Below are 25,372 nucleotides of genomic sequence, written 5' to 3' on the forward strand. Positions count from 1 at the left end.
AAAACAACATAAATCAAGCAAACTTAACTTGCATTTATTACATCAGGCATCAATATTACTATAGCATACAAGACTTAAGTAGTGTATGTTTCACGTGAAACATCACAACACAAATTATTGTATTCAATTATATAAGTTATTCATTATTAGTTATTAACAGACAAAAAATATTAGCTACTACAAAATTTTTTACAGATAAAATTAGTTTTTTAAACTATATAGTGAACATCTCAGTATCACACAATCCCGATACAAATTAACAATCTATTAACTTCAATATTGTCATAATACCTAATTACAATAAATGTATATTATATGCTACGTAGTATTAGTTTAACTTACTAGTATTAACACATTACACATTTAACATGATTAAACCAACATAAGTTATTGTTATACTAATATATTATTACTGAATGATTCCAAAATTTCCCGCTAAGTAACTACAAATTATATTATAATACAATTATAAATACTGTATTCTCCATCTGTTATCCTAAATGTAATACAAGACATTTCCTAAATATTTTACAAGTTTTTATTTGACTAAATATTATTTATAGAATAAAACTAATTGTTACTATATTTTTATGCTTATATGCAAGTGTGTCAGGTTATGCTACAGTGTGTGTTGTCAGTTTCTTCAACTCTAATATACATAATCCTGAATTAACATGAGTGTGTAGCGCTTTTTAGGTTATTTATTTTAGTTGTTGGGTACATATGAGTTATAGTAAGTTTTTTTTACGTGTGGTAGCAATGTTGCTCATTCCACATGTTTCTTTAGCAGTTAACTCACATAAGAGTATTTATCAAGGCTTTTATACAGCTATTCAATACAAACCTGCAGGGCATTATTTATCACACTTAGATATTAAAGAAGATGGGTATAATACTATTGATGCTTTTGCATTAAGAAAATTTTCTAGCGTAAAAAATGTACAAGTTAATACTACGTTGGCTGCTACATTAGGAAACCAAGATAATTTTACTATTGGGTATAATCCGCATTATGAAAACAGTTACTTAGGAATTTCTGGTGTATTAGGATGTTACTACCATAATGGTCTTAGAGTAGAATCTGAAGTATCATATAAGGCATTCCAATTGAAAAATGAAGGGTATAAGATCCTTGATCATGAGAAATATTTTGCATTAGCAAGGTCAGCTTCTAGTTATGGTCGTATTACCCGGTTTTTTACTCCCAATGAATATGTTACATTAATGAATAATGGGATTAAATCAACATCACTATTAGTTAATGCTTGCTATGATGTAAATACTAAAATAAAAAATTTAGTTACATACTCATGTATTGGGTTTGGTGCAGACTTAGTAGATTTCTTAGGCAAGTATAGTATCAAACCTTCATATCAAACTAAACTAGGCATTAGTTATCCTGTATCATCTAATATCATAGCTGTTGCAGAAGGTTATTACCATGGGTTATTAAGCAAAAGATTCGATAAAATACCTGTAACACAACAAAAGTACTTAAGGTTAAGTCCACCTGTCACTACTGCGTCAGCATTACTAAACATAAGATACTACGGTGGTAGTATAGGTGTAAGGTTTATTTTGGGGTAATTTTGAGAGTCTACGATGCTACTTACCTGTTTAAAATTTAGTATTTTTTTTATTAAGTTATATAAGTTAATGGTTATGCAGTTATGAATAACAAAAAGATATTTAGTGGCTCTTTGCTATATAGAATAATATCTTTCTTTTTACTAACATCTGCATCTTTTAACTATCCAAATAATATACCTAGTGTAAGTTTTAATTCTACTATAAGTCGTCCTTATAATTTTCCTATTACACAACACAATCATACTACAATATCTAGTTTACAGAATCCTAGTATTAATATTACTAATCAAGTGTTTGACAATTTTCATGTAATATCTACCTGCTTACACAGCCACAAGTTTTATTTAGAACTCAAAAATTCAGCAGAAATTTCAAATAATATACTTTTTAATAATAAGTTCCATACATTACATAGCTGTAATACACATAGAAACACTGAAGTTACAGTAAACGGTCATCAAATAAGTACTTTTATATCTCTGGTTCAACAAAAAACATTATCTTTTTTTCTCTCTACTTATTACAAAGCAACATTTGATAATTTAGCTTTATCACACTCAGATATAAAAAAGTTTTTTTTAGGTTTTTCCAAACAGCTGTACAAGTTTTTTTATAAGAGGAAGTTTATGGCAAGTTACGCTACTAATTTTAAAACTTTTACATGTAACAACAAAAAAATACTAACTTCTCTCTTCAAGTTAGTACAAAACAACCCTACTAGTGTTAAGACAACAATCTCTGCAATTAAACATCTAAATTTGTCACATTCTTTCTTAAGTTACAACTATTTTAAGGTTATATTATGAATCACAAAAATATTTTTATACTGACATGTTTAATATTTCTGTTACCATCAGTATCCTTTTCGGAAAATAATGATAATTCTTCACTAAGCAATTACAAGTTTTATGTAAGTGGACAGTATAAACCAAGTATTTCATATTTTAATAAGTTCTCAGTAACAATAAGAGATAATTATACACAGGCATTATTGTCATTAAAAGAAACCATGCCTCCTATTGCCAGTAATTTTATTGTCAGTGACAACAACCTTTCTAATTTCACTGTACAGCACAATCCCACATATAAAAATAGTCTACTAGGAATTGGTGGAAATATGGGTATTAAATTAAATAACTATAGAGTAGAATTAGAGGTATCTTATGAAAATTTTGACCTCAAAGTACCTAGTGAATACTTTTACGAGGACGCTTACAAGTACTTTCTTGTGAAGACTGAATCTCATCCTAGTTATAACAATCATTATTATTATTTAATAAAAAATAACAGTATAAAAATATCACCAATTTTAGTTAATGTTTGTTATGACGTCCCACCTAAAAACACTCAAATATTTCCATACTTATGTGTTGGTGCAGGAATTAACGTTATAGATTTTCTTGATAAAGTACATTTCAAATTTTCATACCAAGCTAAAATTGGCATCAGCTATTTCGTTTTACCAAATTTAGCATTATTTATTGATGGATCTTTTCATAGTCATCTATCTAATGAACTGACTTACATACCTACTTATGGTATCAATTCTAATTATCATAACCTATCACAGGCATCATCAGTAAGACTCAACATTAATTTTCTCAGCAGTAGCATTGGAATTAGGTTTATTTATTAATTATGGTATTCACACATGAAAAAGTTACATTATCTAAATTTTATACTAGTACTACTAATAACATATCTTTTACCACAAATAGCTTTTTCAGAGGCTAATATAGTAAAACCCTATGTAACAATAAACTATCAACCAAGTATATCAAACTTCAGAAACTTTAACATAAAAGAAACTGATTTTGATACAAAAGGAACATTAGGAGTACATATAAATACTCGAAATATTTCAGTTCATGAGTTACAAAAAACACCCCATAATTTTATATCATCACACAACAAACATTATCAACACTATGATAATGATTTATCAGCATTCACTACATCTATTGGAGCTTCATTAAAAAATTTGAGAATAGAACTTGAAGGTGCATATAAAACATTTGATGTATCAGACCTTGTGCAACATGTAATCAAAGATGCACACAGATTATTTGCTATACCACGAGAATTAATCTTTCACGATATGCTCGCATTTAATGATCCTTCTATACCTAAATACTCTACTGGTCATACTATCCTAAAAAATAATGGGTTAACTATTATATCTAATATGATAAACCTATGTTATGAAAAGAAACGTAATAACCTAACACCATATATATGTTTTGGTATTGGTGGAGACTTTATAGAAATCTTCGATACAATGAAAATAAAGGCTGCATATCAGGGGAAAATTGGTATAAGTTATTCAATTACTCCAAACACAACCCTTCTTATCAGTGGACAATATCATAAAGTCATAGGGAACCAATTCAAAGATTTACCTACTATACAGATTTTTGAATTAAAGAGATTACCTAACAGACAACCAGAATATGATGTTACTGCATTGCTAACACTTGATATAGAGTACTTTAGCAGTGAAGTTGGTTTAAGTTTTACATTTTAGCAAAACTCATCAATAAGGAATATTTTTATGAATAACAAGAAAAGTATTACAAAAATGTACATAGTAGCATTACTTTCTCTTACGTTATTACCTGTAGAATCATTTTCAGTATTGATAGATAATATCACTAAAAATGAAGGAAAATATTCCCACATATACATCACTAGCCAATATAAGCCTACTGTATTACATTTTAAGAATTTCTCACTAAAAGAAATAAATGAAACAAAACACGATGATACTCTTATTCAATATGATACAAAATTTCATAATAACATTCATAGTTTCAGTTGGTCAATTGGCTATTCATCTCTTGGATTAAGACTTGATATAGAAGGTTCTCATGAGAAATTCAACATGGAAAACTCAGATACCATACCAACAATAAATAACAACAAGCATCTTTTAACAACATATACAGCAATCACCAAAGGTTCCACTGATAAAAGTAATCATATCATCATTACATCTTTTATGGTGAACACCTGTTATGATATTACAATAGGAAATTCATCTATAGCCCCATATTTATGCACAGGTATCGGCGGGGATACTATAAACTTTTTCAATACAACATATCTAAAATTTGCATATCAAGGAAAAATTGGCATAAGTTATCGGTTAAATAATAACTTCGTTCTTTTTGCTAATACATATTATCACAAAATCATGGGTAATAAATTTAAAGATTTATATATCCATACTCCTTCAAAAGTCATACCTGTGTTAGCTAACCTTGATATTGGGTACTTTGGTAGCGAAATTGGGCTAAGGATTATATTTAATAAATTATAAAATAGGTCATATACTTATGAAAAAGAAAATTAATATTGCAAATGTTATATTACTAGCATCATTATCAGCATTCTTACCTATTAAATCATTCGCAATATACCCAAATAACAGCGACAACACTCAAGTACCTGACAATCCTCAAATATATTTAGGTACTAATTACAAATTAAGTATTTCCCACTTTACAGATTTTTCAGTACAAGAAAGTTATAGAAAAGTAGATATTATTGGCCTAAAAAGTAATGTGCCAGATACTAAATACGATACACTTAGAGTAGCTGAAAATTTTAATACTGAATATAATCCAGTATTCAAAAATAACTTTAGTGGACTCAGTGGAACACTTGGATACTATTCAGATAAAGGTTTTAGACTAGAACTGGAAGCTTCTTACCAGAACTTTGACGTTAAACCACATAAAAATTACAACACAGAAAATGATGCTTATAGATATTTCGCTCTAGTTCGTAATAAGGCAAAAGACGCATTCCAACCAGAAAAGGATGTCCAAGATTCAGCAAAAAACTATAGATCTTTTTACTCTTTTATGAGAAACGACGGTGTATCTATTACATCCGTGATGTTCAGCGGATGTTACGATTTATTACTTAACAACGACTTAAAAATATCATCTTATGCATGTGCAGGTATTGGTGGAGATTTTATAGAGTTCTTCAATGCAATAAAGATAAAGTTTGCATATCAAGCTAAGTTAGGTATTAGTTATTCCTTATCACCTTCTGTTCATGTATTCGCTGACACTTATTACCACAAATCTGTAGGTAACCAATTCAAAAATTTACGCGTTCAATACGCACATACATTTAAATATGCGCCCTTTTTTACCTCAGCAGAAGCTAGTCTCAACGTGGGGTATTTCGGAGGAGAATTAGGATTTAGATTTATATTTTAATAATAAGAAATAGGAGAAATTTTATGTATAACAATAAAAAATCTATTATATTAGGAACAGCTTTTACACTTTTATTATCATTTTTGCCTATTGCATCTTTCTCAGCAAACCAGACTGAGGAAATTGTATCTAACCCTGTCTCTTCTGGTATATACTTTACAGGACAATACAAGCCAGGAATTTCCAATTTTACTAATTTTTCAGCAAAAGAAACTAACTTTAATACAACAAAATTAGCAAGATTAAAAAAAGATGCAAAACCAGAGAACCTTCTTGGAAGTGCCGATAATTTCGTAGATACATATTCTGTAAAATTCCAAAATAATATAATAAGTTTTAGTGGAATTATAGGGTACACTACCCCCCAAGGAATAAGACTAGAAATAGAAGGTGCATACGAATCATTTGATGTAAAAAGTCCTGAAGGATATTCCAGCGATAGTGCTTACTATAGATACTTCGCTTTAGTACGCAGTATGAACAAAGAGAAGCCTAAAGAGTTTACTGTAATGAAGAATAATGGGCTATCCGTTACATCTATAATGTTAAATGGATGTTATGATTTTCGTTTAAATGATCTACCACTATCACCTTATGTATGCGCAGGTATTGGTGAAGATTTTATTGAGTTCTTCGATACTTTACACATCAAACTTGCATATCAAGGTAAAGTTGGTCTTAACTATTACTTATCTCCTAAAATCAGCTTATTTGTTGATGGATACTATCATCATATTATAGGTAATCAGTTCAAAAATTTACATATTCACCATTCTATTGAGCTTTCTGATTTTCCTAAAAGCTCTTCTGCAGTTGCTACTCTCGACATAGGGTACTTTGGTGGTGAAGTTGGAGCAAGATTTATATTTTAACATAAATATAAGGGAAAATTTATGAATTACAAAAATGCATTGCTAGGGGTTGCACTTGTATTATCACTATTACCTATTCAATCATTTTCAGGACCTATAAGTAATAATGATGATAATCAAAAAACTGGGCTATATATTAGTGGACAATATAAGCCAGGAGTTCAAAACTTTAATATCCTGTCAGCAACAGAGACGAATATTAATTCTGAAAAATTATTGTGGCTTAAGAGCAGTTTTACAGCAGATATCAAAAAGTTTAGTAACTTTTCAGATACTTCTGGTCCAAACTTTCAGGACAGCAGCACCGGTTTCGGTGCGGCTGTTGGATATCTTTTTCATAAAGGTATAAGATTAGAAATCGAAGCTTCCTATGAAAAATTCGACATTAACATCTATGACCAATGTGAAGGAGCACTAGAACCTTGTCGGCATTTCGCTTTAGTCAGACCTATGAATATCCACCGCTATGGACAATTCACCGTATTGAAAAATACCGGCTTATCTGTAACATCAATTATGTTTAACGGATGCTACAATATTTTATCAAACAAGTTAGAAGTATCACCTTACGTATGTGTAGGTATTGGTCAAGATTTGATAGACTTCTTTGAGGCTACACATGTTAAGTTAGCTTACCAAGGCAAGATAGGTATTAGTTATTCACTGCTACCCGATGTTACCCTATTTGTCGATGGATATTACCACAGGGTAATAAATAACCAATTTAAAAATTTAAAGGTACTTGATCCTGTTGAGCTAAAATATTCTCCTAAAATTACTACTGCAATAGTAACTATGAACGTAATTTATTTTGGGGGTGAAGCTGGAATACGATTTACATTTTAATTAATATACTTATAGAGATGTTTATGACAAAAAATAAAAAGTTAATTCTGAACACAGCGTTAGTACTTTCATTACTGTCTTTTCTACCTAATCAGGTACTTTCAATTCCGACAAATAATAGTACAAACAAATACTCTGGTTTATATTTTGCTGGAAATTATAAACTAGACTTTCCTGTACTTAACAAGTTTTCAATAAAAGAAACCAATTTTAATACTAAGCAAGTAATTGGCCTAAGCAAAAAAAGAGAAGCAAATACTCATGACATACTAAGTTATCATTCTGCATTTAATGAACCTTACACACCAAAATTTCAGAATATTACATCAAATTTTAGTGGAACAATTGGGTATTTTTACACTAATAACTTAAATTTTGAAGTAGAGGTTCATTACGAAAAATTTGATGCAGAAATCCCTACAGGATTTATTTATGCTGACTACATAAAAGATGCTTATAGATATTTTGCTTTAGCAAGAGAAACTTCATCTTCTATATCAGATGCTTCACTAAAAACTACCCCTAAATATAATAATTATGTTGTAATGAAAAATAACGGAATATCTATTATTTCTGTGATGGCCAATAACTGCTATCAATTTTTTACATCACAATCTAATAAAATATCATCTCACATATGTGGAGGCATTGGTACAGATCTAATACATTTTTTCGATAAATTACATACAAAACTTGCATGCCAAGTCAAATTAGGTATTAGCTATTCACCATTTTCTCATTACCAATTGTTTGCTAATGTATATTATCACGATGTTATAGGAAATAATTTCAACAAATTAAAAACTACACATAACGTTCTTGGTAAAAATACTAAAAGTATAGAACTTGATAATATTTCAGCAACAGCAACTCTAAATATCAACTATTTTGGTAGTGAAGTCGGATTAAGGTTTATACTTTAAGGAGGTCATATGATTAAAAACAGTTTGTTCTCACCAAAGATACCAATATATCTATCTACTCCATCTAATGCACACTTTTTACAAACTACACGCAGCAGTACTAACACATATTTATATCCCTCCTTTAGTAGAGGGTATAAGCTAGCCCACTGTGTCTTAAATAACTCTTTAGTAGACAAATCATTAGAACATAAAGAAAACAGTTATAACAATCATATTGCTCCTGAGAATAAATCCCACACTGTCAACATCAGTCATGTAAGAAATCTTAAGCTATTTCATGAACGAAAATCACATATTAACATAAATAGTCTGACCCTATCTATTAGATATAAGCTTAATAATAGAACACTAGAAGATAAACATCAAAAATTGAATGTCATAAACCCAAGTAACTATCAACTAAGAGGTAAACATAGATATTTTGCATTAGTATATGAAACAAATACTTCTCGTAAAATACTACCCACTAAGTCACACAAAATAACAACAGCAAATTATTACACAATATTATGAAAAGTTATAGAATACTAATAACGTCACTTAGGACTAATAAGCCCTACAGTTCAATTTTAGATAGTGTAAAAATAGCAACTGATACATGTTTTGGTGTTATTCAAAATTCAGTATATTTTTTTGAAATATTTTATGCTAAAATAGCATATAAGATTAAATCAGAAACCAATTATATCAGATCTACCATAACTACAACATTTGCCAACGTATATTACACTCAACTAATAAACAATAAACTCAAAAATCCAAAATCCTATGACATATTAGAATCTGCAAATCTACCTATATATACTAACATTCAACACAATACTTTTTTGTGACGAAGTCGAAATCAGATTAAGACAAATATTAAGACTATAAATTGCAACTAAAAGAGAATTATTATGAAAGACAAACTTACTTTTATTAATACACTACTAACACTTGTGTTATTTGTGCCTAATATATCTTGTGCAGAAATGTCAAATATATATTTTAGCGGACAATATAAGCCAGCAATACCAACTTTTAAAAATTTTTCAATTACTGAAAAAGACAATAATATTGGATTATTAATAGCTCTAACATCAGATATTAATAACACAAATATCAACAATAATGATAGAATAAGTAGTCCTAAGCATTTTATAACACCATATCATGCACAATTTCAAAATAGCATTATTAGTTTCAGTAGCACTATCGGACAGTACCTTCCAAAAAACTTAAGAGTTGAAATAGAAGGTTCTTATAAATCATTCGACGTAAAAAATCCTGGATACTATAATGTAAATGATGCATATAGGTACTTTGCTTTAGCAAGAAATGTAGAAAAAAATTCATATCAACCTCAAAGTAACAAAAAAAACAATACCTCTGATCTTGCATATTACACCATAATGAAAAATTATGGTATATCGGTCATGTCTGTTTTCCTAAACGGATGTTATGACATTTCTAGAGATAAATTAAAAGCCTCGCCTTATATATGTCTAGGCATAGGTGCAGATACAATAGAGTTTTTTGAAACTCTACATATAAAATTTGCTTATCAATGCAAAGTTGGTATTAGTTACCTCATACTTCCTAAAGTTAACCTGTTTGCAGATGGGTACTATCACAAAGTAAAAAACAATCAATTTAAAAATTTGAATACTATACAAGTACGTACGCTTGCCAACAATCCTAAAGTTACATATGCAGCTGCTACACTTGATATAAACTATTTTGGTGCTGAAATTGGCGCAAGATTTACATTCTAATAACAAAATAAAGAGATTTTATGACAAACAAACTTACTTTTACAGGTACAGTACTAGCATTTTTGTTATGCCTACCTAACACATCCTTTTCAGAAATTAACGACAATAACAATACTCACACACAGTATAGTATATATGTTAGTGGACAATATAAACCAAGTGTTTCTAATTTTCGTAACTTCTCAGTTAAAGAAACTAACACCGATACAAAAAATCTAATAGGTGTTAAAAAGGACATTACATCTTTAGAGGTACATACAAATAATAACAAACCTATTGCAAGCAGAACAAATCGAAATCCTGGACCCGCAATTAAAGCTACAGGTATTAGTCATCCTAGTAATTTTAATATTCCTTATAATCCAGAATTTCAAGATAACATAATAAACTTTAGTGGAACAATCGGTTATCAACCTTCAAAAAGTAAAAGAATAGAAATAGAGGGATCTTATAAAATATTTGATGTAAAGGATCCTGGTGGATACACATTATATGATGCATATAGATATTTTGCACTAGCACGTGAGATGCATGATACAAAATTTGAGCCAAAACCATATCAGATAGACAATGTTTTTAACAACTTTTATCATACAGTTATGAAAAATACAGGTCTGTCAATCCTATCTGTTATGATTAATGGATGTCATGATTTTCATGTAAATGAATTAAAAATATCACCTTATATATGTGCAGGTGCTGGAGTAAACGCTATAGAATTTTTTGATACCTTACATATAAAGTTCGCTTATCAAGGTAAAATTGGCATTAGTTATTCACTATCTAACAACATCAAAGTATTTTCAAACGGATACTATCATAAAGTAGCAGGTAATAAATTTAGAAACTTAGAAGTTATTCATGTTGCTAATCTACACCATGCACCATGGTATACATCTGCAATAGCGACACTTAATATAGGATATTTCGGAGCCGAAGTTGGAATAAGATTAGGCTTAAAATTATAAATTGCAATTAAAAAGGATACGTATGAAAAATAAACTCATTGCAACAGGTATAATATTAACATTGTTATCATTTATACCTAATATATCTTTATCAGAAATTATACACAATAATACTGAAATACTTTATGCCATATATATTAGTGGTCAATATAAACCAAGTGTTTCTAACTTTAGTAATTTCTCAGTTAAAGAAACTAATACTAACACAGAAAATTTAGTAGCTGCAAAACAAGATATTGCACCTTTAGATATCGATGCAGGTCCAGTTATTCCTCAACTTAAGAAGCCGCCAGAAATTTACAAGGGTCTTAGAGAATCTACTAACTTCAATCATCCATACACTGCAGAATTTCAAGATAATACTATAAGCTTTGGTGGAACTATTGGATACTCTTCTACTAAAGGCACAAGAATCGAATTAGAAGGATCTTATGAATTCTTTGATGTAAAAGACCCAATCGGTTATAAACTACACAATGCACATCGGTATTTTGCACTAGCACGTGCTATGAACAGAAACAAACCATTTGAACCAAAACGACAGTATGCATTCAGAACACATCATACAGTTATGAGAAATGATGGGGTATCTATTTCATCTGTTATGCTTAATGGATGCTATGACTTTTCTATAGAAAAACTAAAAATGTCACCCTATATGTGTGTAGGCATTGGCATAAATGCTATAGAATTTTTTGATGCCTTACACCTAAAGCTTGCTTATCAAGGTAAAATTGGTATAAGCTATCCCATATTTAGCAATATTAAATTATTTGCAGATGGATATTACCACAAAGTAGCAGACAACAAATTTAAAAATCTTAAAGTTATTCATGTTGCTGACCTTTATAATACACCCTTAGTAACATCTGCAACAGCTACACTCAATATTAATTATTTCGGTGGCGAAGTTGGAGTAAGGGTAAGCTTAAAGTTATAAGTTACGTCAAAAATAAAATTTTTGTAGGTAATAAATCGTAGCTTAATAAATACTATACATATGTAATCTTTTTCTATGTACTATGTATATCAGATTATATTAATAATACTGATATACATAGTTGCATACGTGCTATTATAAATACACACAAAATATCCTGTGTCAGTTATTTTACTGTACAAACTTGAACAATAGATTACACTGACATGGTATTTCTAACGCTATATCAGCACATTCTAAGTAATGTTACTTACTTTACATAGTAAAATTTCAAAACACTATCAATCAGCATTTAACTAAATATGCAAAGCTTTAATAGCAGAAAATATTGATAAACCATCTTATTAAAGCTATACAACTCAAAATTACACAACATAGATTAGTATTATATGTCTATACGTACTCGTGCAATCCAAAAAAAAAAAAACATATGCATCACTCTCTACTAACATAACTAATTAGACATGATATAGTTTTTACAAAATAGCAAGATTAACAAACTCAGAACACTATAATATTTGCTAAATATCCTTAAAGCATCACTTGACTAGTTACATGTATCACTTTAGCAAGAATTCTAAAAACTCTTTACATCTTATTCATAAAGCCTGTGCACAAAAACAAGTTTAATATTAGTTATGTACTATATGATAAGATTATACTACATGAGTGAGTATTATCTACGTACAAGGAAAAAATAATTAAATTATTATATATAATTACCATTACACATACTGAAATTTTTATATCAAATAACTACACCACTAATTCTCAAAAACCTAAAATAAGTTCTATGTACTAAATAACTATAAACTACACAATAGAATAAAGATGCTTTATTCTAATCATTACTTTACATTTATGAATATAGGTAAAATACACCTACATATACAAACATCTTACAATAATAAACATCATGTACTATACTTGTAATATTGTGTTATTCTTTTATTAATATTTTCCTTTAACATATATTAATAGTGTTACATAAAAATACTTCAAATAATAAAGTATATATATATAAAATTTAGAATTAACTACAATTACTTTATAAAAAACAAATATAATTATATAATAAATATACTTACCTATTGTAAAGATTATCACTATTTATTTATTGTGAAATATTTAGTATTGTAAGTATTATAGTTAAATATTAATTTACTTTTCATACAATTTCTTATACCTTAATATCTAAAGGTTATAATTGTTAACTTGTTATATTATTTTTATCATAATTATAAAACAGCTTCTGTACATTAAAATAACGCTGTATACTATGATAATTAATGATTTAAACAATATTGACATATATTATTTTATAGTTTTATATTAATTATTCTGAAAAATTAATTGATATAACTATAATTTTTAAAGAAAATTTACATTCTACCTTGCTTTTCTTTACTTATTTTATTATTCTTAAATTATTTATTATCTTTTATAAAAGGTTTATTAATATGAATTACAAAAAAATTCTCGTAAGAAGTGCATTAATTTCATTAATGTCGTTTTTACCATATCAGTCTTTTGCAGACCCTGTAAATTCAAGTAACATGGGAAATGAAAACTCTAAAGAAGGATTCTACATAAGTGCAAAATACAACCCAAGTATACCACATTTTAGAAAATTCTCTGCTGAAGAAACTCCTATTTACGGTACAGAATCTCCAACCAAAAAAGTATTTGGATTAAAAAAGGACGGTTCTATAAAAACATTTGGAGATTTCACCAGAACAGATGTATCTTTCGATGCCCAAAATAACTTCATTTCAGGCTTCTCAGGAAGCATAGGTTATATTATGGATGGACCAAGAGTAGAAATTGAAGCTGCATACCAAAAATTCAATCCAAAAAACCCAAATAATGAAACCGATACAAGTGATTACTATAAGTACGACGCTTTATCTCGAGCAGACACTATGACAGCTAACAAATATGTTGTACTGAAAAATGATGGCATAGCTTTTTCATCATTAATGTTTAACGCATGCTATGACATTACAGCAGAAGGAGTGCCTTTCATTCCATACGCATGTGCTGGTATTGGTGCAGATCTTATATCTATATTTGACGATATAAATCTAAAATTTGCTTATCAAGGTAAAATCGGTATCAGTTACCCAATTACCCCTGAAATTTCTGCATTTATTGGTGGGTACTACCATGGATTAATAGGTAACAAATTCAATAAAATACCTGTAAAACTTCCTGTAACTTTAACAGACGCTCCTCAAAGTACTTCTGCTTCAGTAACTCTTGATGCTGGATACTTTGGTGGTGAACTAGGAGTCAGGTTTACTTTCTAGTATTTTGTGTTTCATACATACAAAATAATGACAAAAAGAAATTTTGTAGTATCGTATGGGGAAAACGTAGAGTTCTCTCAAGTTTTCCCTTGTATTCCATAATAATTATACATTACGTACAGGAGTATTTATATGTAAATCAATATATTTTTTATGTATACTAGTTAAGTATATTTTTACACAAAATTTGTATTTATACTTAAAAATAGTAACTTATGAATAAGTTTTACTACTACTTTTGTACAATTATTAATTTTTTTTTACACGTACTAATAGTATTTCATACTAAAACTTACATTATAACTTGCTTTTATTTTTTACTTCTACTATTGTTAATTTATTTGTCATTATTAGGTGTAATATGAATTGCAAGAAAATTTTTATAACAAGTGCACTAATATCATTAGTGTCCTTCTTACCTGGAGTATCTTTTTCTGATCCAGTACAGGAGGATATTACGCAAAAAGCTAGCGTTTACATTAGTGCAAAGTACGTGCCAACTGCATCACATTTTGGTAAAATGTCAATCAAAGAAGATTCCCGAGATACTAAAACAGTATTTGGTATAAAAAAAGATTGGGATGGAGTTAAAGTGCCAACATCAGAAAGTAACAGTAATAACAATTCTTCTATTTTTACTGAAAAAGACTATTCTTTTAAATATGAAAACAATCCATTTTTAGGTTTTGCTGGAGCAATTGGATACTCAATGAATGGCCCAAGAATAGAGTTCGAAGTATCTTATGAAACTTTCGATGTAAAAAATCCAGGTGATAACTATAAAAATGATGCACATATGTACTGTGCCTTAGATACAACACAACAGAGTAGTACTTATGGTGCAACATTAGCTTCATCTGTTATGGTAAAAAATGAAAATTTAACAGACATTTCATTAATGTTAAACGCATGCTATGATATAACCCTTGAAGGGATACCGGTTTCTCCATACATATGTGCAGGTATTGGCACTGATTTAGTATCAGTAATCAATGCTACAAATCCTAAACTATCTTATCAAGGAAAGTTAGGTATTAGTTATTCAATCAATCCTGAAGCTTCTATCTTTATAGGTGGGCATTTTCATAGGGTTATAGGTAATGAATTTAAAGACATTACTACTTCTAAGATATTCACCTCAACTAGTAAAGCATCCAGTATACCTAGTCCAGGCTTTGCATCAGCAATACTTGATGTTTGCCACTTCGGTATTGAAATTGGAGGAAGGTTCGTATTTTAACTATAAGTTATAATTAAAATTGACTGACAATTAAGTATATTTAGATAGCTTTTTTACGTTTGCAATTGATTATAACCAGTTGTTATGTGTTAATAGCTAACAATTGTGTATTACTGGTTGATTTGACATACACTTGAATTGTTAGCTATTTTTTATATTACTGATATATCATCTTATTAAGTAAATATACTATATGCTTAAGTAATATATAATTATCATTGCAGTATTTGTATTGTTTAATATTTAGCATAATACCGACTTGTCAAATGCACATACAGTTTTGTATATACAAGTTACCAATAAGAAAAGTACATACTCATTACTCTATTACAGGTGTCATATCTATTCAGTATATTCTAAAAAATCAATAACTTAATGTAAATCTCTATACAACTACCCATACAGAAATACATATTAACAGTTTATAAGGTAAAAAGATTTTAATTATTAAACAAATCAAGAAAAACATAATTAGCTTTACTTTCGGTATAATGAAATTATACATAACCTATCAGGATAGTATTACTACTTTACACATAGGTACAACTCAAAAAGCATATAAATATGCTACCACTAATGCAAAATAATACAGATATATAAAAAGGAAAAACTATAAATACGGTACATGTATAATTCATTAGATTTGATATTGAAACTTATATTTCACACCTTTAAGGTTTACATAGCATAAATAATATACCTAATAAATCACCTTATATTCAAACGCTAGATATAACACATAGCTTTTCAATATATAATTGACATTATAAAAACTTATACCTATACAACATAAAAAATAAACACAGACTAAAAAGCGCTAAATTCTGATATCATAATTCACAAAACTTTTTATACTAATTAAAAACATACTTTAAGCCACAACTAACAAACAACATACACTTCAAATCACTACTAATATTTATACAAATACAAAAAGTACATAATCTATATAGCTTACAAAAAATAGTAATGTATCTGTAGTAAAAGTACTTTATAACATTAATAAAAATCCACTAGCAAAATTACACACTTTTAATATAAACATTCAAGTTATAAGCATTACATTTCATTGAATAACAAAATTTCAACTCACAAGTACTTAAACTACTATATCAAAAATTACATATATAAAGTAAAAAGCTATATAAAACTAAACATATCAATTTATTTACTCAAGCAATAAAAACAACAAAAGATTATAAACATCCTGTTATATTTTTTATATAATAATGGATGCTCCATACTCCATCAAAACTATAATACTATAGAAAACTATACAAATTATATTCCTTATTATAGATACCTAAGACTACTACCCTAAAAACAAATATTAAAAGCATTACCTCATCAACAGTACCAATAACACTGCAAAAGAAAACAACAACTTAAAATAATTTTCTACAAGAAAAATCTAATCCCAATCTCACAACCAAAATAACCAACATCTAAATTAGCAGAAACATAAGTAAATTTAGGCATGGCACTTAATTCATGATGATAAGCTAATTTCACCATATTATACTGATTACCTATAACCTTATGATAATATCCACCACCAAATAGCATAGTACGACTACTCATAGGATAATTCACCCCAAATTTAAGTTGATAAGAAAACTTAGGTAATGACACCCCTATAAACTTTATATAATCTCCACCAATACCAGCACATACATAAGGTGCTAAAGGAATATTTCCATGGGCAACGTCATAACAAAAATTTATGTTTAAAGTTTTAACTTTAACTCCATCATTTTCCAATACTACAAATTCATGATCATTCTCTAAATTAGTACTTGCATTATCCTTACGAGCTACAGCACAGAATTTGTGACTTTCACTTCCCTCAGGATACCATTGCCTTTCAATTCCGAAATTCAAGTAAGATGTTTCAAGTTCCACTCTTACGTTATCAAAATAATAACCAAACATAGCACCTAATCCAGTAGAACTAGTACTATAAGTAGGATTATACACCCTTGTAAAATTAGAACGCTTTGTAATATCAGATTTAGCTAAATCTAAACCTAAACCATATACACCCTTAGTTAAACCAGGGATTGTCTCTGAAGCAGAAAAATCATCAAAATGTGGTATACCTGCTTTATATTGAATACCAGCATAAAACCTATTTCCATTCTCAGTAATATCTGTATTAGATACAGCACGTTCAGGTAACAAAGAAAATAACAACGCATTTAGTGTAACACCTAAAATAAATTTCTTATAATTCATTTTTTTATCCATTAATAACCAAAGGTAAACTAGCGCAGTGTACTACGACAAAGTATAGCAAGTCAAGCATTGTATATGGAACAGGTGATACAATAATACATCACTTATTAGCTAATAATATATTTATACATACTATTCTCTTACTATAATATAATAATTAAGCAACATAATTAATAAAAACCACAATAATTAGTGTTATAAATGCATCAGAATACCTAAAACTAACCTAACAATATTCTCCTTTATTTCCCTCAAAAGGATTATGTTATTTCAGTAAAAATGTACAAAAGATTAAGAATAATTATAGAAGTCATTACACCATATACATAATAAATGTATTGTGCTTATACAATAATCAGTATATACTAACAAGTTGTTATAAATTTAGGGTAATGTATGGACTTTTTAAATATTCACAACGAAGTTGACAGTTACAAGTTTTACAACAATTCTAGCTATAATACAGAAAATGGTGGCCTAAAGTATGACGAGAAGTATGTTGATTATGCACCAGATGAAAAACCCTTTGTAAACTTGACAATAAAAGTATCTCCCACAGAGAAAGAGCACGAGTTCACAGCTCATTTAGTACTTGAAACATATGACAAAGTAGCTTCTAAGCTAAAATCTTTAGATGGCAATATGAACATTCTTTTTGCAAAACATTACATAAATGTGAATTGTGGTGACTTTAATTTTCAAATAGACAAAGATAAAATAGAATCTTTAGTTGACACTTTAGGAGATGTAATTGAGGATATAAGAGTAGAGCGAAATACCGACTATACCTAATGTCCTCTTTGTTAATGATGGAATAACTAAAAGTATTAATTCAACAAAGTAGTTTTTTAAAGCATAACACTCTGTTAATTATGCTCTTAGTTCAGTAATATTGGCGTCATATATGGTTTATGGAAGAGGGAGGGTAGTTGGTGTATTTATTTACTGGATGATAAAGTACACTTAAATTTTTGAACATATACACTTAATAATATTATGTTCAACTGTAAAGGTGTTAAAATTAATATAAATAGCTTTTGTTTATTTATTCTTTTACAATGTAGTAGACCACACTGTGTACAATGAATTAGTAATATCTACTTTTCTCTTGAATACTGTAGGTTCAGGAATGTATATTCAAGATACGCAAAAGTAGTAATCTCAAGTGACAGGCACAAATCTAATGGCATTTCAAGAATATAATACAATTGATATAAAATAAGACGACATCTATTTGAACTTTTTATACATAAAATTTAATAACTAGTATACTGTCAATCATTTATTTGGAAAAGCTATATCCATACTCAAGATTATATATGTATTAACCTTATTGTATAATAAATTTTATAGTCTTAAGTACAATTAAATAAATAACTATGTTATCTCACTCAAAAGGTTTTTATAAATAGAGTAGATTATTTAATCATATTTATTACATAACTAAACTATTTTTTTTAACTATAATAATGACTTGTAAGATAATCTTTGCATCTTACATAATAATATTATTAGTATACATCTGCTAATACTGTACACTATAATATTTATTTTACAATTTTTAGTACCACTGTTTATATAACACTATCATTTAATATGTATTAGTAACTGCCCTATTAAGTGAAATTAAGGAATAAAAATATAAATTATTATATAAGTTCATAATTATTAACTATTATAACAATTAATTATCAGATATATAAGTATATATTTAGATTAATCATAAGCTAAGTTATAAAAAGTAATTATATAACGTACACATATATCAGTTTGTAGTTCTTTTAACACACAAATATCCTGTTTAAAGGAATTTATTCCCATTAAAGAACTAAAATATGTTGTTTTTCAATATTAATCATCATATAATTTGACTATTAATAAATTTAGGTAAATCATTATGGCGATTTTTGGCGAATTTGATGTTGACATCGCAATTGATGGCAACGCAATGCATTACGTAGGAAAAATTACTGTAAACAATGATGGTAACTTCAATAGTGATCTTAACTTAGATCATGGCCTAGTAGGAACTCTTGGTCATTTCTTAGGACATATAAATTCAGACCACAGTGATCCTAATAAGCATGTTCTATTTTATGAATTTACACAACATGCAATTAGCCCAGGATTACCTGAAGTAGGTGCATATAGTGGACATATAGAAGCTGAAGATAAAGGTGGTAACCTTGTTTTCAACGGTGATCACATAACAATCTCATTACACAAGCCAGGAGAACAAGAAGTTAAAGTAGAACACAAAGTAGAAGAACAACAACAAATTGAAGGAGAGCACAAAGAAGAACAAGAAGTTAAAGTAGAAGAAGAACAACACGCTGAAGTAGCACAAATAGAAGAAGAAGAGTAAAATGAAAAATATATGCTGGCCTAAGTAACTTCCAGACTATATGACACAATAAAGTAGATTCTATATCTGCTTTATTGTGTGTGTTTTTGTATCGCCTTGTTATTGGCTAGCTTTATAGTTTCTTATATAACTTACTGGCTTTATTTATATAAAACACCTCATGTAGGTTTAGTACTGAATCCTAATTATAAGATTCTATAACTCGTTAATATAATATAAATAATCACAACTGAACCCATCTTTGCTGTCTGTTAATTTTATTGTATTTTTATGTTTTTAATCATATAATTCACAACCTAACAAATTAAACGCTGTTTTAACACATATGCTAAATATTGCACAAAAAATCTTTGGCTCAACAAATAATAGATTAATAAAGTCACTGTACAAAATAGTGGATGAGATTAATGCAATAGAGCATGAATTTCAAATTCTTTCTGATGAATCTCTAAGAAATAAAACTATAGAATTCAAAGATAACTTAAAAAATGGAAAAACCCTAGATGATATATTGGTACCTGCATTTGCTGTAGTAAGAGAAGCGTCAAGACGCATACTCAATATGAGGCACTTCGATGTTCAACTTATAGGAGGTATAGTACTACACAAAGGTATGATATCAGAAATGAAAACAGGTGAAGGAAAAACATTAGTAGCAACATTAGCTGCATATTTAAATGCTTTAGAAGGAAAAGGAGTACATGTAGTAACAGTAAATGATTATTTAGCAAAACGTGATGCTGATTGGATGGGAGAACTATACAATTCTTTAGGAATAACTGTTGGATGTATATTAAGTGATACAAATGACTTAGATAGAAAAAAAGCTTATAATTGTGACATAGTATATTCAACAAATAACAATCTAGGTTTTGATTATCTACGCGATAATATGAAATTCTCAAAAAATGAGATGGTACAAAGAGGTTTTAACTATGCTATAGTTGATGAAGTAGATTTAATTCTCATAGATGAAGCAAGAACTCCTTTAATCATATCTGGGCAAATAGACCAAGATATAAAGATGTACAACAAAATAGATAAATTAATATATGAGCTAAGTGAAGAAGACTATGAATTAGAAGAAAAACATAGAAATATTTTTTTAACAGAATGTGGAATTACAAAAATCGAAAACTTGTTAATTCAACATAAATTAATTTCTTCTAATACCTCATTATATGACATTGATAATATGATAATCATGCACTACATTACTCAAGCGTTACGTGCACATAAAATATTTTCTCTAGATAAAGATTACATAATAAAAAATGGTAACATAGTTATTATAGATGAGTTCACAGGTCGTATGATGGATGGTAGGAGGTACTCAGATGGATTACATCAAGCTATTGAAGCAAAAGAAAAATTAAATGTAAACAATGAAAATCAAACCTTAGCTTCTATCACTTTTCAAAACTATTTTCGTATGTACAAAAAGCTTTCTGGCATGACTGGTACAGCAGCAACTGAAGCTGAAGAGTTTCTAGGAATATACAACCTACAGGTCGTACAGATTCCAACAAATACACCAGTTCAAAGAATTGATTTAAATGATGACATATACTGTACAGAAGAAGAAAAGTTTGATGCCATAATAAAATTTATTTCTGAATGTAATCAAAAATTGCAACCTGTGCTGGTAGGAACAATAAGCATTGAAAAATCAGAAATATTATCAAAACTGCTCACAAAAAATAAGTTAAAACATTCTGTACTAAATGCACGTTATCACGAACAAGAAGCATATATAATAGCACAAGCAGGGATACCAGGAACTATAACTATAGCTACAAATATGGCTGGTAGAGGTACAGACATACAGCTCGGTGGTAACCTTAAAATGTTAGCAAAAACAGCATTTGCCAACATCCTAGACAAAGAAACAATAAATATAAAATATCAACAGCTTGCAGAAAAAGTAAACAAAGATAAGGAGATAGCTATACAAGCTGGAGGGCTATGTGTAATTGGAACAGAACGTCACGAAAGTAGGAGAATAGATAATCAATTAAGAGGACGTTCAGGAAGACAAGGAGACCCAGGATTATCGAAGTTCTTTTTATCATTAGAAGATGACCTGTTAAGAATATTTGGGTCAGATAAAATAAAAGGCATGCTAAAAAAATTAGGCATGAAAAAAGGTGAAGCAATCCAGCATACGTGGATAAGTAGAGCTATTGAAAAAGCACAACACAAAGTCGAGTCAAGAAATTATGATATTAGAAAATCATTATTAAAATTTGACAATGTAATAAACGAACAAAGAAAAGTTATTTTTGATCAAAGAAATCGTATTTTAGACAATGAGTCTTATAATATTTCTTTAATATACAAAGATATTAATACTGATATAGTTAATAATATAATACATGATAAATATTACAACCTAGATGATGAAACTTATAAGTTAATTTCATCAGAGATTACAAGAATATATAGCATAACGTTAGACTATAACACAATAAGTGAATTTGATAGCAAAAGTAAACTTATAGAATATATAAACCAAACTACCGATGACTTCTTCAATAAAAAAATAGCAGAATTTACAAGTAAAGATAAGGATATGTGGGATGTTCTTACAAGAAAAGTAATGATAATGTCACTAGATTATTTATGGAGAGAACACCTTGCTGCGTTAGATGGTTTAAAATGTGGGATAAACTTAAGATCCATAGCACAAAAAGACCCACTAAATGAATTCAAATCTGAAGCATTTTCTATGCTCGAAAATATGATGAACAACTTTTACGAACTAATAATACAAAGATTAGCTCATCTAAAATCAGACAGTACATTTCAAAGCTATAGTAACGAACTAAATAATTTGGAAAATCTACAAGATATTAACTCCATTAAAATATCAAGAAATGAAAAATGTCCTTGTGGATCAGGAAAAAAATACAAACACTGCCATGGGGAAAATACTTAGTTTAAAATCATACGAGAATTAAACAAGATATATTAAAATTCCATACAAGTTTTCTTTATAACTATTGTAATAATAAGACATCAACATCACATAGTAATAATTTTGCAATATGCTATTATCCAGTATTATTATTCTATATAAAATGATATTACAATCTTAAAAAACTATTTTAGTATGCTTACTTTAACTACCTATGTTTCACATGAAACATAAGAATTTTTCTCATACATAATCTACGTACAATCCACTATTATCCTACATATAGGATTACATTCACAGATTTTACTGACTACGTTTAGAAGTATTTAGTAAGACATAAACAATGTGTAATCTATAATAGGTATAACACATTACTAATATCTACTTAACCTTAACAAATTCTTGTATAAAAAGATCAATAGAACTTTTTCTTTTTAACGCACTTACATTCAGTTGTTACACAAAAACCATAATAATTTTGTTTATATGTTCATCACATAATCAAAAAAATCATTATATAAAGTATTAGCAGGAGTTTTCTTTCTAATGCACTTCTATTCAGTTGTCATACAAAAACCATAATAATTTTGTTTATATGTTCATCACATAATCAAAAAAATCATTATATAAAGTATTAGCAGAAGTTTTCTTTCTAATGCACTTCTATTCAGTTGTTATACAAAAACTATAATAATTTTGTTTATACGTTCATCACATAATCAAAAAAATCATTATATAAAGTATTAGCAGAAGTTTTCTTTCTAATGCACTTCTATTCAGTTGTCATACAAAAACTATAATAATTTTGTTTATATGTTCATCACATAATCAAAAAATCATTATACAAAGTATTAGCAGGAACTTTCTTTTCAACAGCATTTATATTCAATTGTTACACAAAAACCACAATAGTTTTGTTTTTATACATTCACCATATAATCAATAAATTCTTATACAAAATATAAGCAAGAGTTTTCTTTTACATATCATTCCCATTTAGTCACTATATAAAAATCATAATAAATTCGCCTTTTTATACTTATAACAAGCTTTTACAAGAATATCTTGATTTTCTTATTACAGAAGTTATCAAGTAATATACACAAATATTTACCAACCTTCTGTAATCAAAGATAGATTATTACATATAATCTGTATCACACACTCATAATAAGTTAATATCATTCATAACTAATAAAAGACTACAAGTTTTAATAAACAAAACTCTAAAACATTATGATACTAATACTATATACATATTCTACCAAAAATTGACACATACAACATAACAAAGCACAGTATTACGATAAAATAATTACATTAAATAAATATCGCATATATCAAAAGAAAAGTATTGGATATACTCACAAATCAAATAATATTCACTATAATAAAAACAACCACACTAAAATGATAAACTTTTTTAACATACGTATTATTGAATAATACAACAGAAACATTAACTCCTGCGTATATTTTAAGACAACTATAGAATCCTACTAATTAGGTTAATGTTATAACATAAGATTATAAATTCTGACAAGTAAGCTTTCTTATATACAAACACAATAAAAATAATGTTATGATACAAGGATCTCCCTCATATCATAACATATATATTTTAATGTTATAAAACTATAACATCGTTAGCTTATATAAAAGGTAATATAAAAAACTCACTTACTCCAAAGATAAATTCATAGTTATGTTACTACTGAAATAGACTACCAAAATAACAACCTAGATTCATTACCACCAAACAGATAATTTTCTTAAGGTTTCTCATTTGAATGTACAAACATCACAAGACAATTACGTCCAGTGTCACTTTTTATTTTTTTTGTATCCTGCAATAATGGGCAATGATCATCTACTAATACTACAGTATCTCCATCTACACTTGATACTTTAAAGTTCCTATTAAAAAACGTACTTTGGTATCCTTTTTCATTAGAATCATAAAATCGAAGCACAATATTAAGATCACACTTCACATAATAATCATCAATAGTTACATTATTATACTTAAAATCTAGTTCTCCTACATTTCCTGTAAGTTGATTAGTAACAGATCCACTCATATAGTAATTACTTCCAGGTGAATTCAAATGCATTTCACCACGATAAACGTTGAAAATATCATTTTCCTCTACTAACAAACTAATATTGTACGTCATA

General features: G+C 28.3%; 21 protein-coding genes. 19 read left to right on the top strand and 2 right to left on the bottom strand.

The genetic code is table 11. The features are described 5' to 3' along the window. The first annotated feature begins 723 nt into the window (after window positions 1–723). From EDL80_RS04825 to EDL80_RS04900, 16 genes are all read left to right on the top strand, one after another. Window positions 724–1,587: a P44/Msp2 family outer membrane protein gene (locus EDL80_RS04825; protein WP_158407041.1), complete on the top strand. Its 864-nt coding sequence runs from the start codon at window positions 724–726 to the stop codon at window positions 1,585–1,587. A gap of 83 nt (window positions 1,588–1,670) precedes the next feature. Then, on the top strand, window positions 1,671–2,396 hold the full coding sequence (locus tag EDL80_RS04830) for a hypothetical protein (RefSeq protein ID WP_158407042.1): 726 nt from the start codon (window positions 1,671–1,673) through the stop codon (window positions 2,394–2,396). Further along, window positions 2,393–3,226, top strand: coding sequence for a P44/Msp2 family outer membrane protein (locus EDL80_RS04835; RefSeq protein WP_158407043.1), 834 nt, complete (start codon window positions 2,393–2,395; stop codon window positions 3,224–3,226). Before EDL80_RS04830 ends, EDL80_RS04835 begins: the two co-directional genes overlap by 4 nt. 15 nt (window positions 3,227–3,241) lie before the next feature. Continuing rightward, a complete protein-coding gene (locus tag EDL80_RS04840) occupies window positions 3,242–4,114 on the top strand; it encodes a P44/Msp2 family outer membrane protein (protein ID WP_158407044.1) in 873 nt (290 codons plus the stop codon). 27 nt (window positions 4,115–4,141) lie between these two features. Further along, a complete protein-coding gene (locus EDL80_RS04845) occupies window positions 4,142–4,909 on the top strand; it encodes a P44/Msp2 family outer membrane protein (RefSeq protein WP_158407045.1) in 768 nt (255 codons plus the stop codon). Between the two features lie 16 nt (window positions 4,910–4,925). Next, entirely contained in the window at window positions 4,926–5,822 is an 897-nt protein-coding gene (locus tag EDL80_RS04850; RefSeq protein WP_158407046.1) for a P44/Msp2 family outer membrane protein, read from the top strand. A 23-nt stretch (window positions 5,823–5,845) separates the two neighbouring features. Then, a complete protein-coding gene (locus EDL80_RS04855) occupies window positions 5,846–6,694 on the top strand; it encodes a P44/Msp2 family outer membrane protein (RefSeq protein WP_158407047.1) in 849 nt (282 codons plus the stop codon). A gap of 21 nt (window positions 6,695–6,715) precedes the next feature. Then, window positions 6,716–7,540 (top strand): P44/Msp2 family outer membrane protein, encoded by an 825-nt coding sequence (locus EDL80_RS04860; RefSeq protein WP_158407048.1) that lies wholly within the window; start codon window positions 6,716–6,718, stop codon window positions 7,538–7,540. Between the two features lie 23 nt (window positions 7,541–7,563). Next, window positions 7,564–8,463: a P44/Msp2 family outer membrane protein gene (locus EDL80_RS04865; RefSeq protein ID WP_158407049.1), complete on the top strand. Its 900-nt coding sequence runs from the start codon at window positions 7,564–7,566 to the stop codon at window positions 8,461–8,463. Window positions 8,464–8,472: 9 nt separating this feature from the next. Next, window positions 8,473–8,979 (top strand): hypothetical protein, encoded by a 507-nt coding sequence (locus EDL80_RS04870; protein ID WP_158407050.1) that lies wholly within the window; start codon window positions 8,473–8,475, stop codon window positions 8,977–8,979. After that, window positions 8,976–9,299, top strand: a complete 324-nt coding sequence (locus EDL80_RS05195) for a P44/Msp2 family outer membrane protein (RefSeq protein WP_158407051.1) — start codon at window positions 8,976–8,978, stop codon at window positions 9,297–9,299. The genes EDL80_RS04870 and EDL80_RS05195 overlap by 4 nt, the downstream gene beginning before the upstream one ends. Window positions 9,300–9,362: 63 nt before the next feature. Then, window positions 9,363–10,220, top strand: coding sequence for a P44/Msp2 family outer membrane protein (locus tag EDL80_RS04880; RefSeq protein ID WP_158407052.1), 858 nt, complete (start codon window positions 9,363–9,365; stop codon window positions 10,218–10,220). A 20-nt stretch (window positions 10,221–10,240) separates the two neighbouring features. Continuing rightward, on the top strand, window positions 10,241–11,188 hold the full coding sequence (locus EDL80_RS04885) for a P44/Msp2 family outer membrane protein (protein ID WP_158407053.1): 948 nt from the start codon (window positions 10,241–10,243) through the stop codon (window positions 11,186–11,188). 22 nt (window positions 11,189–11,210) lie between these two features. Then, window positions 11,211–12,128 (top strand): P44/Msp2 family outer membrane protein, encoded by a 918-nt coding sequence (locus tag EDL80_RS04890; protein ID WP_158407054.1) that lies wholly within the window; start codon window positions 11,211–11,213, stop codon window positions 12,126–12,128. A 1,460-nt stretch (window positions 12,129–13,588) separates the two neighbouring features. Then, the gene (locus EDL80_RS04895) at window positions 13,589–14,437 is read left to right on the top strand and encodes a P44/Msp2 family outer membrane protein (RefSeq protein WP_196587316.1); all 849 of its coding nucleotides are present in this window, start codon (window positions 13,589–13,591) and stop codon (window positions 14,435–14,437) included. A 361-nt stretch (window positions 14,438–14,798) separates the two neighbouring features. Continuing rightward, window positions 14,799–15,677 carry a P44/Msp2 family outer membrane protein gene (locus tag EDL80_RS04900; RefSeq protein ID WP_158407056.1) on the top strand — a complete coding sequence of 293 codons (879 nt, stop codon included), beginning with the start codon at window positions 14,799–14,801 and terminating at the stop codon, window positions 15,675–15,677. A gap of 1,398 nt (window positions 15,678–17,075) precedes the next feature. Here the strand turns inward: EDL80_RS04900 and EDL80_RS04905 are convergent. After that, entirely contained in the window at window positions 17,076–17,924 is an 849-nt protein-coding gene (locus EDL80_RS04905) for a P44/Msp2 family outer membrane protein (RefSeq protein WP_158407057.1), read from the bottom strand. A gap of 384 nt (window positions 17,925–18,308) precedes the next feature. On the opposite strand from EDL80_RS04905, the gene EDL80_RS04910 reads away from it, so the two are divergent. The 3 genes from EDL80_RS04910 (at window position 18,309) to secA (ending at window position 23,215) form a co-directional block, all read left to right on the top strand. Beyond that, window positions 18,309–18,704 (top strand): hypothetical protein, encoded by a 396-nt coding sequence (locus tag EDL80_RS04910; RefSeq protein WP_158407058.1) that lies wholly within the window; start codon window positions 18,309–18,311, stop codon window positions 18,702–18,704. A gap of 1,105 nt (window positions 18,705–19,809) precedes the next feature. Then, window positions 19,810–20,277: a hypothetical protein gene (locus EDL80_RS04915; RefSeq protein WP_158407059.1), complete on the top strand. Its 468-nt coding sequence runs from the start codon at window positions 19,810–19,812 to the stop codon at window positions 20,275–20,277. Window positions 20,278–20,602: 325 nt separating this feature from the next. Beyond that, window positions 20,603–23,215, top strand: a complete 2,613-nt coding sequence (gene secA, locus EDL80_RS04920) for a preprotein translocase subunit SecA (protein WP_158407060.1) — start codon at window positions 20,603–20,605, stop codon at window positions 23,213–23,215. A gap of 1,751 nt (window positions 23,216–24,966) precedes the next feature. Here the strand turns inward: secA and EDL80_RS04925 are convergent. After that, complete coding sequence (locus EDL80_RS04925; RefSeq protein WP_158407061.1) at window positions 24,967–25,371, bottom strand: hypothetical protein; 405 nt, start codon at window positions 25,369–25,371, stop codon at window positions 24,967–24,969. Between the last annotated feature and the right edge of the window lies 1 nt (window position 25,372).

The organism is Ehrlichia ruminantium (assembly GCF_009728835.1).
In the GTDB taxonomy this organism is placed as follows: Bacteria; Pseudomonadota; Alphaproteobacteria; order Rickettsiales; family Anaplasmataceae; genus Ehrlichia; species Ehrlichia ruminantium_B.

Coding starts and splice junctions, on each gene's coding strand:
- EDL80_RS04825 (WP_158407041.1), top strand. CDS start 724: ATGAGTTATAGTAAGTTTTTTTTACGTGTGGTAGCAATGTTGCTCATT.
- EDL80_RS04890 (WP_158407054.1), top strand. CDS start 11,211: ATGAAAAATAAACTCATTGCAACAGGTATAATATTAACATTGTTATCA.
- EDL80_RS04915 (WP_158407059.1), top strand. CDS start 19,810: ATGGCGATTTTTGGCGAATTTGATGTTGACATCGCAATTGATGGCAAC.
- EDL80_RS04830 (WP_158407042.1), top strand. CDS start 1,671: ATGAATAACAAAAAGATATTTAGTGGCTCTTTGCTATATAGAATAATA.
- EDL80_RS04885 (WP_158407053.1), top strand. CDS start 10,241: ATGACAAACAAACTTACTTTTACAGGTACAGTACTAGCATTTTTGTTA.
- EDL80_RS04860 (WP_158407048.1), top strand. CDS start 6,716: ATGAATTACAAAAATGCATTGCTAGGGGTTGCACTTGTATTATCACTA.
- EDL80_RS04925 (WP_158407061.1), bottom strand. CDS start 25,371: ATGACGTACAATATTAGTTTGTTAGTAGAGGAAAATGATATTTTCAAC.
- EDL80_RS05195 (WP_158407051.1), top strand. CDS start 8,976: ATGAAAAGTTATAGAATACTAATAACGTCACTTAGGACTAATAAGCCC.
- EDL80_RS04900 (WP_158407056.1), top strand. CDS start 14,799: ATGAATTGCAAGAAAATTTTTATAACAAGTGCACTAATATCATTAGTG.
- EDL80_RS04840 (WP_158407044.1), top strand. CDS start 3,242: ATGAAAAAGTTACATTATCTAAATTTTATACTAGTACTACTAATAACA.
- EDL80_RS04870 (WP_158407050.1), top strand. CDS start 8,473: ATGATTAAAAACAGTTTGTTCTCACCAAAGATACCAATATATCTATCT.
- EDL80_RS04845 (WP_158407045.1), top strand. CDS start 4,142: ATGAATAACAAGAAAAGTATTACAAAAATGTACATAGTAGCATTACTT.
- EDL80_RS04905 (WP_158407057.1), bottom strand. CDS start 17,924: ATGGATAAAAAAATGAATTATAAGAAATTTATTTTAGGTGTTACACTA.
- EDL80_RS04835 (WP_158407043.1), top strand. CDS start 2,393: ATGAATCACAAAAATATTTTTATACTGACATGTTTAATATTTCTGTTA.
- EDL80_RS04910 (WP_158407058.1), top strand. CDS start 18,309: ATGGACTTTTTAAATATTCACAACGAAGTTGACAGTTACAAGTTTTAC.
- secA (WP_158407060.1), top strand. CDS start 20,603: ATGCTAAATATTGCACAAAAAATCTTTGGCTCAACAAATAATAGATTA.
- EDL80_RS04895 (WP_196587316.1), top strand. CDS start 13,589: ATGAATTACAAAAAAATTCTCGTAAGAAGTGCATTAATTTCATTAATG.
- EDL80_RS04880 (WP_158407052.1), top strand. CDS start 9,363: ATGAAAGACAAACTTACTTTTATTAATACACTACTAACACTTGTGTTA.
- EDL80_RS04865 (WP_158407049.1), top strand. CDS start 7,564: ATGACAAAAAATAAAAAGTTAATTCTGAACACAGCGTTAGTACTTTCA.
- EDL80_RS04855 (WP_158407047.1), top strand. CDS start 5,846: ATGTATAACAATAAAAAATCTATTATATTAGGAACAGCTTTTACACTT.
- EDL80_RS04850 (WP_158407046.1), top strand. CDS start 4,926: ATGAAAAAGAAAATTAATATTGCAAATGTTATATTACTAGCATCATTA.